At 45.1% G+C, this 12,699-nt stretch carries 17 protein-coding genes; 14 read left to right on the top strand and 3 right to left on the bottom strand.

The window, feature by feature from the left end:
* Window position 1: 1 nt before the first annotated feature.
* Complete coding sequence (gene hflC, locus QWZ05_RS14440) at window positions 2–979, top strand: protease modulator HflC (protein WP_264874329.1); 978 nt, start codon at window positions 2–4, stop codon at window positions 977–979.
* 98 nt (window positions 980–1,077) lie between these two features.
* Window positions 1,078–1,263, top strand: coding sequence for a DUF2065 domain-containing protein (locus tag QWZ05_RS14445; protein ID WP_264874328.1), 186 nt, complete (start codon window positions 1,078–1,080; stop codon window positions 1,261–1,263).
* Window positions 1,264–1,283: 20 nt separating this feature from the next.
* Here QWZ05_RS14445 and QWZ05_RS14450 read toward each other — a convergent pair whose 3' ends face one another.
* Together QWZ05_RS14450 and QWZ05_RS14455 are read right to left on the bottom strand one after the other, a co-directional pair.
* Window positions 1,284–1,508, bottom strand: a complete 225-nt coding sequence (locus QWZ05_RS14450) for a SlyX family protein (RefSeq protein ID WP_264874327.1) — start codon at window positions 1,506–1,508, stop codon at window positions 1,284–1,286.
* A 1-nt stretch (window position 1,509) separates the two neighbouring features.
* A complete protein-coding gene (locus tag QWZ05_RS14455) occupies window positions 1,510–2,493 on the bottom strand; it encodes a WD40 repeat domain-containing protein (protein WP_264874326.1) in 984 nt (327 codons plus the stop codon).
* A 137-nt stretch (window positions 2,494–2,630) separates the two neighbouring features.
* Between QWZ05_RS14455 and fkpA the strand changes: the two genes are divergently transcribed.
* The 12 genes from fkpA (at window position 2,631) to rplI (ending at window position 11,685) form a co-directional block, all read left to right on the top strand.
* Window positions 2,631–3,413 (top strand): FKBP-type peptidyl-prolyl cis-trans isomerase, encoded by a 783-nt coding sequence (fkpA, locus tag QWZ05_RS14460; RefSeq protein WP_290299082.1) that lies wholly within the window; start codon window positions 2,631–2,633, stop codon window positions 3,411–3,413.
* Window positions 3,414–3,666: 253 nt separating this feature from the next.
* Complete coding sequence (locus QWZ05_RS14465; protein ID WP_264874324.1) at window positions 3,667–4,389, top strand: helix-turn-helix transcriptional regulator; 723 nt, start codon at window positions 3,667–3,669, stop codon at window positions 4,387–4,389.
* Window positions 4,386–4,781, top strand: coding sequence for a sulfurtransferase complex subunit TusD (gene tusD / locus QWZ05_RS14470; RefSeq protein WP_264874323.1), 396 nt, complete (start codon window positions 4,386–4,388; stop codon window positions 4,779–4,781). The genes QWZ05_RS14465 and tusD overlap by 4 nt, the downstream gene beginning before the upstream one ends.
* Entirely contained in the window at window positions 4,778–5,134 is a 357-nt protein-coding gene (gene tusC, locus QWZ05_RS14475; protein ID WP_264874322.1) for a sulfurtransferase complex subunit TusC, read from the top strand. Before tusD ends, tusC begins: the two co-directional genes overlap by 4 nt.
* Window positions 5,135–5,144: 10 nt before the next feature.
* Complete coding sequence (gene tusB / locus QWZ05_RS14480) at window positions 5,145–5,420, top strand: sulfurtransferase complex subunit TusB (protein WP_264874321.1); 276 nt, start codon at window positions 5,145–5,147, stop codon at window positions 5,418–5,420.
* A 150-nt stretch (window positions 5,421–5,570) separates the two neighbouring features.
* Window positions 5,571–5,945 (top strand): 30S ribosomal protein S12, encoded by a 375-nt coding sequence (gene rpsL, locus QWZ05_RS14485; protein WP_004399892.1) that lies wholly within the window; start codon window positions 5,571–5,573, stop codon window positions 5,943–5,945.
* 114 nt (window positions 5,946–6,059) lie between these two features.
* Entirely contained in the window at window positions 6,060–6,530 is a 471-nt protein-coding gene (gene rpsG / locus QWZ05_RS14490; protein ID WP_264874320.1) for a 30S ribosomal protein S7, read from the top strand.
* A 157-nt stretch (window positions 6,531–6,687) separates the two neighbouring features.
* Window positions 6,688–8,787, top strand: a complete 2,100-nt coding sequence (fusA, locus tag QWZ05_RS14495) for an elongation factor G (RefSeq protein WP_290299087.1) — start codon at window positions 6,688–6,690, stop codon at window positions 8,785–8,787.
* A gap of 155 nt (window positions 8,788–8,942) precedes the next feature.
* Window positions 8,943–10,127 carry an elongation factor Tu gene (gene tuf, locus QWZ05_RS14500; RefSeq protein ID WP_264874318.1) on the top strand — a complete coding sequence of 395 codons (1,185 nt, stop codon included), beginning with the start codon at window positions 8,943–8,945 and terminating at the stop codon, window positions 10,125–10,127.
* 354 nt (window positions 10,128–10,481) lie between these two features.
* Entirely contained in the window at window positions 10,482–10,871 is a 390-nt protein-coding gene (gene rpsF, locus QWZ05_RS14505) for a 30S ribosomal protein S6 (RefSeq protein WP_264874317.1), read from the top strand.
* A gap of 101 nt (window positions 10,872–10,972) precedes the next feature.
* Window positions 10,973–11,200: a 30S ribosomal protein S18 gene (rpsR, locus tag QWZ05_RS14510; protein WP_000090472.1), complete on the top strand. Its 228-nt coding sequence runs from the start codon at window positions 10,973–10,975 to the stop codon at window positions 11,198–11,200.
* Between the two features lie 32 nt (window positions 11,201–11,232).
* Complete coding sequence (rplI, locus tag QWZ05_RS14515) at window positions 11,233–11,685, top strand: 50S ribosomal protein L9 (protein WP_264874316.1); 453 nt, start codon at window positions 11,233–11,235, stop codon at window positions 11,683–11,685.
* A 125-nt stretch (window positions 11,686–11,810) separates the two neighbouring features.
* On the opposite strand, the gene QWZ05_RS14520 is transcribed toward rplI, so the two are convergent.
* A complete protein-coding gene (locus tag QWZ05_RS14520; RefSeq protein ID WP_264874315.1) occupies window positions 11,811–12,572 on the bottom strand; it encodes a DUF481 domain-containing protein in 762 nt (253 codons plus the stop codon).
* Between the last annotated feature and the right edge of the window lie 127 nt (window positions 12,573–12,699).

The following is a 12,699-nucleotide window of genomic DNA, read 5'->3' on the forward strand; positions in this document are numbered from 1 at the left end:
AATGCGTAAGTTAATGATCCCTGTACTAGTTGTTGCGCTAGCACTGCTTTTGATGTCACTTTTCGTTGTTCAAGAAGGCGAGCGTGGCATGGTAATTCGTTTTGGTCGTGTACTTGATGACAACGGCGTATCCCGAATCTATGAGCCAGGCCTGCACTTCAAGATGCCACTGTTTGATCGTGTGAAAACTCTTGATGCACGTATCCAAACGATGGAAGGCCGTACTGACCGATTCGTAACGTCTGAGAAAAAAGACGTGCTTATCGATACTTACGTTAAGTGGCGTATCTCTGACTTTGGTCGTTTCTACCTAACAACAGGTGGTGGTAACAACCTAACAGCGGAAGCTCTACTAGAACGTAAAGTGATGGACGTACTACGTTCTGAAATCGGTGCGCGTGAAATCAAGCAGATTGTCTCTGGTCCACGTAATGAAGATGTACTTCCAGACTCTCTAGATGACGAAGAAGTAGCAACTGAAGCGGCGAAGCAAGCTCTTGAGATTGACGGTGAGCGTGACAAGATCATGGAAAATGTTCTTGCTGGCACAACCGACAGTGCAATGGCTGACTTAGGTGTTGAGATTGTCGATTTCCGTATGAAGAAGATTAACCTTCCTGACGAAATCAGTGAATCAATCTACCGTCGTATGCGTGCTGAACGTGAATCAGTAGCTCGTCGTCACCGTTCTCAAGGTCGTGAGAAAGCGGAAGTCATTCGTGCTCAAGCCGAACTTGAAGTCGCGACAGTACTAGCAGAAGCCGATAAAACAGCTCGAGTTACTCGAGGTGAAGCGGATGCAGAAGCTGCGAAGATCTACTCTGATGCATACAGCAAAGATCCAGAGTTCTTCGGTTTCCTACGTTCACTTGGTGCATATGAGAAATCATTCAGTGACAAGAGCGATATCCTAGTTCTTGATCCGAAGAGTGACTTCTTCCAGTACATGAACAACGCTCACGGTGCAGCGGCAAACTAATGATTAGTTTTAAAGCATAGTGAAAGGCTCCCAATGGGAGCCTTTTCTTTTTAAATGATTTAAAAATAGAACCCGAAACGATATAGGAACAACATCAGATGCTAGAAACATTTTTGCTTGCGATGGGTATTTTCTTAATTTTGGAAGGCTTAGGGCCGCTTCTAGTACCGAACAGCTGGAGAAAAATGCTGTTGGAAATTATTTCTCAGCCGGAAAATCAGCTGAGAAGAATTGGTGGTTGCTTGGTCGTGAGTGGCTTGGTTATGGTGTATTGTTTCGCCTAGAAATATAGACTTACTATCCACTAATAGTGAGGTGGTGGCGCCTCTTCAGAGGGGTCAGCGAGGTTTGAACTGTCCATATTCTTTACTTTACCCACAACATACTTCATCTGATCTTGCATCTTCGTGATCAGCAATTGCTGTTGGCTCAGTGCTTCATTGAGCTCTTCGATAGTCTGCTCTTGAAAGGCTAATTGACACTCTAAATCATTAACACGTTGTTCTAGTGCTTCATTGTTTTGAGACATATTACGGCTGAAACTCCCATGCTTGTGCAATTCCCGCAGATGTACCTGAGACGACCTGCTGTTCACCAAAGGCTGCATCATACACCACGGCTCGTGGAGGGCGTGTATCTTTTTGCGGTTTCGCCTCCATTTGCTGAATTTTTTTCCCAGAGGATGTTTCCCATACTGCAATTTGCCCAGCAGGGGTTCCAGTGATTAGCCACTGACCATCGTCAGAAAAGCGAGCGCTAGAAAAAATGAGTTGTCTTGAGAAGCTTTTCAACTCACTGACTTTGTTGCCCGTTTTTAGATCCCAAATAACCGCTTGGTTCCCGCCATCGGAGGTGAATGCTAACTCTCCGTCACGCTGTAAGGCTACGCGATTGACACGCTGTTCATGCTCAAAGGCATGCACCACCAGACCTGTTTGTGTGTCCCAAAGGTAGGCTTGGTAGTCATTACCACCCGATAAGGCGTACCTGCCATTGGGAGCAATAGCGACTGAATTGACTTTTTCGTTGTGTGCAAGGAACTCTATGCGCCTTCCAGTGACTAAGTCTACGTAGATGGCTTTACCGTTTGTAAGGCCAAGCAGGACTTGTTCACCATTACTGGCAATATCAGCGTCCCTAATGAGTCCATCGGATATGGACCATAGGCCTTCAGCTTTTGTCCACCCTAGGTCCCAAACTGCGAAGTTGGTTTGGCTGGTGGTGATGGCAAAGCGGCCATTGTCAGAGAGACGAATTTTCGATACGTGGCTCGCATCCTGGTCAAGCTCTCCGAGCTCAGCCAGTTTTTTATCGAGTGTTAAGTCCCAGAGAATCAACTGGTTCTCTGGTGAGTAGGTGAGAGCGAACCTCGCATCGCGACTTAAGCCAAAGCTGGTTGTGCCTTGGGGTTCTAGCTCCCATTGAGCGACTTGTGTCGGGCCAAAAAAGCATCCGTTGAGCGCTAATAAGCTGATCCATACGATGTTTTTTGTTAGAAATCGTGTAACTGACAAACTATTGACTTAATTTATAGGGAAATTTACTAAACGTATGTCTATAGTGGTACAACTCGGTTGTGCATGCCAGAGGTAATGGCATAATTGTGGACAGAATTATTATCAGATTACATCCAGATCAGTTGGAGAATTTAATGAAATCTATGTTTAAAGTTTCACTGCTTGCGGCGACAGTTGTACTAGCAGTTGGTTGTCAAAAAGAAGAAGAACCAAAAGTCGAAGTCGCACCAGAAGCGCAAACTGAGCAAGTTCAATCAGGCGCTGCAATGAACTTTGAATCAGAGGATGATAAAGCGGCATACGCAATTGGTGCCTCTTTTGCTTCTTACCTATCAACAAGCATTGAAAAACCTGCAGAGCTTGGTATTGAACTGAAAAAAGAGCTAGTACTGAAAGGTATTGAAGATGTATTTACTGCTGAGTCTGCGCTTTCTGAAGACGAGACGCGTGCAGCACTAGAGTCTCTAGACAAGCGTGTTGCTGAAACACTACAAGCTCAAGCAGAAGAGCAAGCAGCTGAAACGCAAAAAGCAGGTGCAGATTTCCGTGCTGAGTTTGAGAAAGAAGACGGCGTAGTGAAGACTGATTCTGGTCTACTGTATCAAGTGCTTACTCCAGCAGAGGGTGATACGCCAGCTGAAACAGCAACGGTAGAAGTACACTACAAAGGTACACTTATCGATGGCACTCAGTTTGATAGCTCATACGACCGTGGTGAGTCAGCAACATTCCCACTAAACCGAGTGATTGAAGGTTGGACGGAAGGTGTTCAGTTAATGCCTGTAGGTTCTAAGTACAAGTTTGTTATCCCGCCAGAGCTTGCTTACGGTGACCAAGACACGCCAACAATCCCTGCAAACTCAACACTAGTATTTGAAGTTGAGCTAGTACAAATTGTTGATGAGACTGCTCAGTAATTAACTGACTCAGTTTTGATAACGAAAACCCGGCTTGTTTGCCGGGTTTTTTTATAGCCTTAGTGTGGTGAACATCGAAATTTGCACAAAATCACAAAGAGTTTGATCGAATACATGAGTGTTCGATTAAAAATTTCTGATAAACTTACATCAATTTGTTGAGTTTATACCCAGTTAGTTACTTGGGTCGCTGATTGGCGGCTATTACTTTAGATAGAAACTAATTTGGATGTTGCGAATGGGGGAGAGTGAAGTGACATCAACAGAAGCAATTAATGTCGATGCTCTGATGGAAATGGAATCGGTCAATACGATGCCGTTTAGCGAGCACGACAAGATTATTTTGAAATCTTATGAAGCCGTCGTTGATGGCATTGCCAGCTTGATTGGTCCGTTTTGTGAAATTGTCTTGCACTCATTGGAAGACTTAAACACATCAGCAATCAAGATCGCGAATGGTGAAAATACGGGTCGTCAGGTCGGCTCTCCAATCACCGACCTTGCCTTGAAAATGCTAAAAGATATTGAAGGCTCAGAGCGCAACTTTTCACGTTCTTATTTCACCCGAGCAAAGGGTGGCGTTTTGATGAAATCCATCACTGTGGCAATTCGAAACGGTGAGAACCGAGTGATCGGTTTGTTATGTATTAACGTCAATCTAGATGCGCCATTCTCACAGGTTCTCAATTCCTTTATGCCGACAGAAGAGGCGAAACAAGCGGCATCATCGGTAAATTTTGCCAGTGATGTTGAAGAGCTGGTAGACCAAACTGTTGAGCGCACTATCGAAGAGATTAATGCGGATAAATCGGTATCGAATAATACCAAGAACCGCCAGATAGTCATGGAGCTCTATGACAAAGGCATCTTTGATATTAAAGATGCGATTAACCGAGTTGCCGACCGTCTGAACATTTCAAAACATACCGTTTACTTGTATATCCGTCAGCGCAAGACTGAGGACGAAGAAATTTGAGTTCACTGAGTTACACATTGGTAGTCAACAGCGGTGTCTACGGGACGCAATCCTCGCGTAGTGCCTATCTGTTTGCGCAAAGTTTGCTAAAGCAAGGACACACACTGACAAGTGTGTTCTTTTACCAAGACGGGGTGTATAACGGCTCGGCTTTGACGGTACCTGCCAATGATGAGTTTGATTTAGTGAAAGCATGGCAAGCCCTCGCTCATGAGCATTCTGTGCGTCTCGAAACCTGTGTCGCTGCAGCGCTAAGGCGCGGTGTTGTCGGAGAGAGTGAGGCACAGCAACATGGTTTGACACAAGACAACCTTGCTTTGTCATTTGAGCAAGCGGGTTTAGGTAGTTTAGCCGAGGCTATGTTAACGCAAGATAGGGTGGTGCAGTTTTGAAAACACTCGGATATCTTTTTACTCAAGGCCCACATAGCACGAGCAGCGGCCGCGAAGGTATTGACGCGTTATTAGCGGCATCGGCGTATAGTGAGTCGATTAAAGTCATGTTTATCGGTGATGGTGTGCTCCAATTGCTCGCAGGGCAGTCTACCGAAAGCATCCTTAGTAAAGATTATGCACCAATGATGAAGCTCTTTGATTTGTATGATATTGAACAGGTTTATGTCTGTAAGGATTCACTAGCAGAACGCGGGTGCTCTCATGCTGACCTTATCATTGATGTAGAGCACCTCAGTGCGGATGAGATTCGCCAGCAGATTACTCAATGCCACTCTGTTCTGACTTTCTAAGGCTGTTGCTATGTTGATTATTGCAAAATCTATCACTGCTTTGGGCCAAGCTCAAAGGTTGGCATCAGAGCAGGACTCTGTTTTATTAGTTGAAAGTGCCGTCTACGCAGCAATAAGCCAACATCAGGCTTTTTCTTATTTGAAGGGGTTAAATGTCTCGGTGTTGCGCGAAGATCTACAAGCTCGTGGGATTGAGGAGCGCGTGAGCCCATCGTTAAATAAAGTGGATTTTGATGGTTTTGTTCAGCTAACGACACTGCATATCCAGTCAATTACTCTCGATTAGCCCCTTTGAGTGCTTTATAAGCAAAAAAGATCTGTATATTTCTTGACACACCTCCCACCTCTGAATAAAATTTTGCGTCCCTAATTACCACATGTGATTGGGGATAGATTTTTCACAAAGCTTACTTTTCAGTAAATCAGGAGCTAGTTAATGGCAACTATTAACCAGTTGGTGCGTAAGCCTCGTGCAAAGCAGGTTGTTAAAAGCAACGTGCCTGCACTAGAAGCGTGTCCACAAAAACGTGGTGTATGTACTCGTGTTTACACTACTACACCTAAAAAACCTAACTCGGCACTACGTAAAGTATGTCGTGTACGTCTAACAAACGGTTTCGAAGTAACTTCGTACATCGGTGGTGAAGGTCACAACCTTCAAGAGCACTCAGTTGTTCTAATCCGTGGCGGTCGTGTAAAAGACCTTCCGGGTGTGCGTTACCACACAGTACGTGGTGCACTAGACTGTGCTGGCGTTAATGACCGTAAACAAGGTCGTTCTAAGTACGGTGTGAAGCGTCCTAAGTCTTAATCTTTCTTTTAAAAGAAAGCGTTAAGTAAGGCCAAACACTTATTTTCAATTTTATTTTTTTGAAAAAACTGAAAAGTTTTGGATAAAACCTGAAGAAGACAACGGAGAAAATCCATGCCACGTCGTCGCGTCATCGGTCAGCGTAAGATCCTTCCAGATCCAAAGTTCAAATCAGAACTGCTGGCAAAATTCGTTAACATCCTTATGGTTGACGGTAAAAAATCTACTGCAGAGAAAATCGTTTACACTGCACTAGACACAATGGCTGAGAAATCTGGTAAAGATCACTTAGCTGTATTTGAAGAAGCTCTTGAAAATGTTCGCCCAGCGGTAGAAGTTAAATCTCGCCGTGTAGGTGGTTCAACTTACCAAGTACCTGTAGAAGTACGTCCGGTTCGCCGTAACGCACTTGCTATGCGTTGGTTGGTTGAAGCTGCGCGTAAGCGTGGTGAAAAATCTATGGCTCAACGCCTAGCTGCTGAAATGCTAGACGCGTCTGAGAACAAAGGTACAGCTGTTAAGAAACGTGAAGACGTTCATAAAATGGCTGACGCGAACAAAGCGTTCGCACATTACCGCTGGTAATGTCTTTGCCGTGCTGCGAGTTTTCTCGCAGCACCCCAATAGTTCCTATGCGCAAGCTAGGAACTATTGCTATATCTGAAGCATAGTATTTTTCATTTATTGTCATGCTTCTCGACATAGCAATAGTCCCTATGTCCCATTTGAAGAGGATTTAATTGTGGCTCGCAAAACACCAATCGAGCGCTACCGTAATATCGGTATTGTTGCTCACGTAGACGCTGGTAAAACAACGACCAGTGAACGTATTCTGTTCTACACAGGCCTTTCTCACAAAATTGGCGAAGTGCACGATGGTGCTGCGACAATGGACTGGATGGAGCAAGAGCAGGAGCGTGGTATTACTATCACTTCTGCAGCAACAACAACTTTCTGGCGTGGTATGGAAGCGCAATTCCCAGACCACCGTGTCAACATTATCGATACTCCAGGGCACGTAGACTTCACGATCGAAGTTGAACGCTCACTGCGTGTTCTCGATGGTGCGGTTGTTGTGTTCTGTGGTTCATCAGGTGTTGAACCTCAATCTGAAACAGTATGGCGTCAAGCTGACAAATACCACGTTCCACGCATGGTGTTTGTTAACAAGATGGACCGTGCTGGTGCTGACTTCCTTCGTGTTGTTGATCAAATTAAAAACCGTCTTGGCGCAAACCCAGTGCCTATCCAACTGAACGTTGGTGCGGAAGATGACTTCAAAGGTGTTATCGACCTTATCAAAATGAAGATGATCAACTGGAATGAAGCCGATCAAGGCACAACCTTCACATACGAAGACATTCCTGCTGACATGCAAGAACTTGCTGAAGAGTGGCGCAACAACCTAGTTGAGTCAGCTGCTGAAGCAACAGAAGAGTTAATGGATAAGTACCTTGAAGAAGGTGAACTGTCTGAAGCGGAAATCAAAGAAGCGCTACGTACTCGTACACTAAATAATGAAATCGTACTCGCTACATGTGGTAGTGCGTTTAAAAATAAAGGTGTTCAAGCAGTACTAGATGCAGTTGTTGAGTACTTGCCTTCTCCAATCGATGTTCCTGCAATTAAAGGTATCGATGAGAACGAAAACGAAGTTGAGCGTCACGCTGACGACAACGAACCGTTTGCAGCTCTAGCATTTAAGATCGCAACAGACCCATTTGTAGGCACGCTGACATTCATGCGCGTATACTCAGGTGTGGTTAACTCTGGCGACGCAGTGTACAACTCTGTGAAGCAGAAGAAAGAGCGCTTTGGTCGTATCGTACAGATGCACTCAAACAAGCGTGATGAGATCAAAGAAGTTCGTGCAGGTGATATTGCAGCAGCAATCGGCCTGAAAGACGTAACGACTGGTGACACTCTATGTGACGCTAACCACAAGGTTATTCTAGAGCGCATGGAATTCCCAGACCCAGTAATTCAGATTGCTGTAGAGCCACGCTCTGTAGCAGATCAAGAAAAAATGGGTATCGCACTAGGTAAACTAGCTGCGGAAGATCCATCTTTCCGCGTGGAAACGGACGACGAGACAGGTCAGACTCTGATCTCTGGTATGGGTGAGCTTCACCTAGATATCATCGTTGATCGTATGAAGCGCGAATTCAGCGTTGATTGTAACGTTGGTAAACCTCAGGTTGCATACCGTGAAACGATCCGTGGCACTGCGGAAGTTGAAGGTAAATTTGTACGTCAATCTGGTGGTCGTGGTCAGTACGGTCACGTTTGGATTAAACTTGAGCCATCTGAACCTGGCGAAGGTTTTGTCTTTGTTGACGAAATTGTGGGTGGTGTGGTTCCTAAGGAATACATCAGCTCGGTATCGAAAGGTATCGAAGAGCAAATGAACAGTGGTGTAGTAGCGGGTTACCCGGTACTAGATGTTAAAGCAACGCTGTTTGATGGCTCTTACCACGATGTTGACTCTAACGAGATGGCATTTAAGATTGCCGGCTCGATGGCATTCAAGAAAGGTTCTCAGGAAGCACAACCAGTACTTCTTGAGCCGATGATGAATGTTGAAGTAACTACCCCAGAAGACTGGATGGGTGATGTTGTTGGTGACCTAAACCGTCGTCGCGGCATGATCGAAGGTATGGAAGAAGGCGTGGCTGGTATTAAGATCATCCGTGCTCAAGTTCCATTATCTGAGATGTTTGGTTACGCAACAGACCTACGTTCTGCAACTCAAGGCCGTGCGTCTTACTCTATGGAGTTTAACGAGTACGCTGAAGTACCGAAAAACTTCGCAGATAAAATCGTTGCAGAGCGTGGTTACTAATCTGGCAGCTTGATCTATAAAAAAGTATGTGCTTTTTTTAAAGATCAGAGCGTCCAAATATTGCGCTGACGGACGTTGGCGCATAAAATAGCAAATTCTGGCGCGTCTCGGTCAATTCAGACCGTGACGAATCATAACTAGGAAGGAACACGATCGTGTCTAAAGAAAAATTTGAACGTACTAAACCGCACGTTAACGTTGGTACTATCGGCCACGTTGACCACGGTAAAACAACTCTAACTGCTGCTATCTGTACTACTCTTGCAAAAGTGTACGGCGGTGAAGCGAAAGACTTCGCATCTATCGATAACGCTCCAGAAGAGCGTGAGCGCGGTATCACAATCGCAACTTCTCACGTTGAGTACGACACTCCAACTCGTCACTACGCACACGTAGACTGTCCAGGACACGCGGATTATGTTAAAAACATGATCACAGGTGCTGCACAGATGGACGGTGGTATCCTAGTTGTTGCTGCAACTGATGGCCCAATGCCTCAGACTCGTGAGCACATCCTACTAGGCCGTCAGGTTGGTATCCCATACATCATCGTATTCATGAACAAATGTGACATGGTTGACGATGAAGAGCTACTAGAACTAGTAGAAATGGAAGTTCGTGAACTTCTTTCTGAGTACGAATTCCCAGGTGATGACCTACCAGTAATCCAAGGTTCAGCTCTTGGCGCACTAAACGGCGAGAAGCAATGGGAAGACAAGATCGTTGAGCTTGCAGAAGCACTAGATTCTTACATCCCAGAGCCAGAGCGTGCTGTAGATCAGCCGTTCCTACTACCAATCGAAGACGTATTCTCAATCCAAGGTCGTGGTACAGTAGTAACTGGCCGTATCGAGCGCGGTATCCTAACAGTAGGTGACGAAGTAGAAATCGTTGGTATCAAAGACACTACTACAACTACATGTACTGGTGTTGAGATGTTCCGTAAGCTTCTTGACGAAGGTCGTGCTGGTGAGAACGTTGGTGCACTTCTACGTGGTACTAAGCGTGACGAAGTTGAACGTGGTCAAGTTCTAGCAGCTCCTGGCTCAATCAACCCACACACTAAGTTCGAGTCTGAAGTATACGTACTTTCTAAAGACGAAGGCGGCCGTCACACTCCTTTCTTCAAAGGTTACCGTCCACAGTTCTACTTCCGTACAACTGACGTAACTGGTGACATCCAGCTTCCAGAAGGCGTAGAAATGGTAATGCCAGGCGACAACGTTCAAATGACTGTTGAACTAATCGCTCCTATCGCTATGGACGAAGGTCTACGTTTCGCAATCCGCGAAGGTGGCCGTACTGTAGGTGCCGGTGTTGTTGCTAAGATCTTCGACTAATTTTTAGTTGAATCTAAGCTGCACTCTTCATTTTGAAGAACGCATCTGAAAAGAGGAGCTTCGGCTCCTCTTTTTGCGTTTAGTGATTAAGAAAAATACAGAGGTTAGAGAGCTGAATTTGCCCAATGACTTTTGCCGTCTTTGTTCTGTTCGTTAATAGGGGAGATAGCTTTGTGTTCTCTTTGCTTGAACCTTGAACCTGTACGTCAACTCCCGCTAAACATTTCTCTTGCCAATCCTGCTGCTATTCTGTACTATTCGCGTTCCTTAATTCTCGGTCACTTTTATTAGTTCCTTGCTTCCTCTGGACGACCGAGCCACTCGTGGAAGCTACTAATCCGTAAGGAGCAACCTATGCGTCATTACGAAATCGTATTCATGGTGCACCCTGATCAAAGCGAGCAAGTTGCTGGCATGATCGAGCGTTACACTGGTACTATCACTGAAGCTGGCGGTACTATCCACCGTCTAGAAGACTGGGGTCGTCGTCAACTGGCTTACCCAATCAACAAGCTTCACAAAGCTCACTACGTTCTAATGAACGTTGAAGCTGACCAAGCTGTAATCGATGAGCTAGAAACTGCTTTCCGTTTCAACGATGCAGTTCTACGTAACATGATCATGCGTACTAAGACAGCTATCACTGAGCAGTCTATCATGCTTAAGCAAAAAGAAGAGCGTGCTGAGCGTGCTCCTCGTCGCGAAGAGCGTGCTGAGTCTAAGCCAGAAGCAGCTGCTGAGTAATTCATACTCAGATTTAGTACCTCGTCTAATTAGATATTGAGGCTTTGGCTAAAGCATCGATTAGACGACACATTTACTTATTTAAGATCAGGAGATAGCCCATGGCTCGTTTCTTCCGTCGTCGCAAATTCTGCCGTTTCACTGCAGAAGGCGTACAAGAGATTGATTACAAAGACGTAGCAACTCTTAAAAACTACATCACTGAAGCTGGTAAAATCGTTCCTAGCCGTATCACTGGTACAAGCGCTAAATACCAACGTCAACTAGCTCGCGCAATCAAGCGTTCACGCTACCTAGCACTACTACCGTACACTGATAAGCATCAGTAATCGGTCGGTTTATTAAGAAAGAGGATTAAACAATGCAAGTTATTCTACTTGATAAAATCGGTAACCTAGGTGGTCTTGGCGATACAGTAAACGTTAAATCTGGTTACGCTCGTAACTTCCTTATCCCTCAGGGTAAAGCAGTTATGGCTACTAAAGCTAACGTTGAAATGTTCGAAGCTCGTCGTGCTGAACTAGAAGCTAAAGTTGCTGAGCAACTAACTGCTGCTGAAGCTCGCGCTGAGAAAGTTAACGCTCTAGAAGCTGTTGTTATCGCATCTAAAGCGGGTGACGAAGGTAAACTATTCGGTTCTATCGGTACTCGTGACATCGCTGACGCTATCACAGCTGCAGGCGTTGAAGTTGCTAAGAGCGAAGTTCGCCTTCCTGAAGGTGCTCTACGTAACACTGGTGAGTTCGAAATCAGCATCCAACTTCACTCTGAAGTTTTCGCTGCTATCAACCTACAAGTTGTTGCTGCTGAGTAATTCAGTATTCGCTGACACTGTAAGTGCAGATTGTAAAACACCAGCCTTCGGGCTGGTGTTTTTTTATGTCTGGGATTTGAAGCCAAGATGAGCGAGAGAATGGAGCACGCTTAAGATAAGAAAGGCTAGAAAGCGACAACGATACTAACAGAGACAACACTGTCTGTTTGGCTTAAGCCTTCTGGCACACGATCATGATATTCACGATAGTGGCTGATCTTTAGCGCTATATCTTCAGTAATCGTATTGGTGAAACTCAAGTCACTGTCTATTCGTGTATTACTTTGGCCTGATACTAAGGTAATTTCAGCCGCAAAGGTGACGTTATCAAGTGGGCTCCACTTGGTATTTAAGTTACTACGAAAAATCGCTTCTTCTACAAGATCCGGGAAAATAATGTCGTCATCATCGATTTCATCAAGGTTCGGCTCTTGATAGCGATAACCTGGACCGACTTCAAGCTCTAGGACAAACTGATCGGTGTTGTAGAATTGATAACCAAGACCTCCGGAGAGGGTATAGTCTTTGAAGTACGCGCTGTATTTAGAATCAACACCGCGAAAGCTACCGTAGAGATAGGTTTTTGGGCCTAACTTGTAGTCGCTTTGTAATGAGTATGTCGATTGACGCTTATCTTCGTCGCCATCTTTGTACAGAAGGTAGTACTTCCACTCTCCATAGGTACGATGACGACCAGAAATATATTCGACGTCTAGGCGCGAATTGAGAGACTGTGTATCAGAGTTACCCGTGTGAGCTTGATAGCCAAACTCAACCTCACTGTTCCATGGTGAAGGTATAGCAATGGTCTCAAATTGTTGATCATCGTCTGCAAGTACAGCGGTACTGGCAAGTACGCTGGCACTGACAAGCAGTAATTTGAACACCGCCCCTACCTCTCTGAATGAAAAACGTGGATTCTAGGCTAAGAAAATGAACAGATAGTCATTGGACGGTCAATTCTACACAAGTTATAGAGAAACATCTGCATCTCTACTTAAATTAAAAGAATCC

This window comes from Vibrio agarivorans (genome assembly GCF_030409635.1).
In the GTDB taxonomy this organism is placed as follows: Bacteria; Pseudomonadota; Gammaproteobacteria; order Enterobacterales; family Vibrionaceae; genus Vibrio; species Vibrio agarivorans.

What these genes read in the sequence shown, in the direction of transcription:
- hflC (WP_264874329.1), top strand. Translation starts at nt 2, where the DNA reads ATGCGTAAGTTAATGATCCCTGTACTAGTTGTTGCGCTAGCACTGCTT.
- QWZ05_RS14445 (WP_264874328.1), top strand. Translation starts at nt 1,078, where the DNA reads ATGCTAGAAACATTTTTGCTTGCGATGGGTATTTTCTTAATTTTGGAA.
- QWZ05_RS14450 (WP_264874327.1), bottom strand. Translation starts at nt 1,508, where the DNA reads ATGTCTCAAAACAATGAAGCACTAGAACAACGTGTTAATGATTTAGAG.
- fkpA (WP_290299082.1), top strand. Translation starts at nt 2,631, where the DNA reads ATGAAATCTATGTTTAAAGTTTCACTGCTTGCGGCGACAGTTGTACTA.
- tusB (WP_264874321.1), top strand. Translation starts at nt 5,145, where the DNA reads ATGTTGATTATTGCAAAATCTATCACTGCTTTGGGCCAAGCTCAAAGG.
- rpsL (WP_004399892.1), top strand. Translation starts at nt 5,571, where the DNA reads ATGGCAACTATTAACCAGTTGGTGCGTAAGCCTCGTGCAAAGCAGGTT.
- rpsG (WP_264874320.1), top strand. Translation starts at nt 6,060, where the DNA reads ATGCCACGTCGTCGCGTCATCGGTCAGCGTAAGATCCTTCCAGATCCA.
- rpsF (WP_264874317.1), top strand. Translation starts at nt 10,482, where the DNA reads ATGCGTCATTACGAAATCGTATTCATGGTGCACCCTGATCAAAGCGAG.
- rpsR (WP_000090472.1), top strand. Translation starts at nt 10,973, where the DNA reads ATGGCTCGTTTCTTCCGTCGTCGCAAATTCTGCCGTTTCACTGCAGAA.
- rplI (WP_264874316.1), top strand. Translation starts at nt 11,233, where the DNA reads ATGCAAGTTATTCTACTTGATAAAATCGGTAACCTAGGTGGTCTTGGC.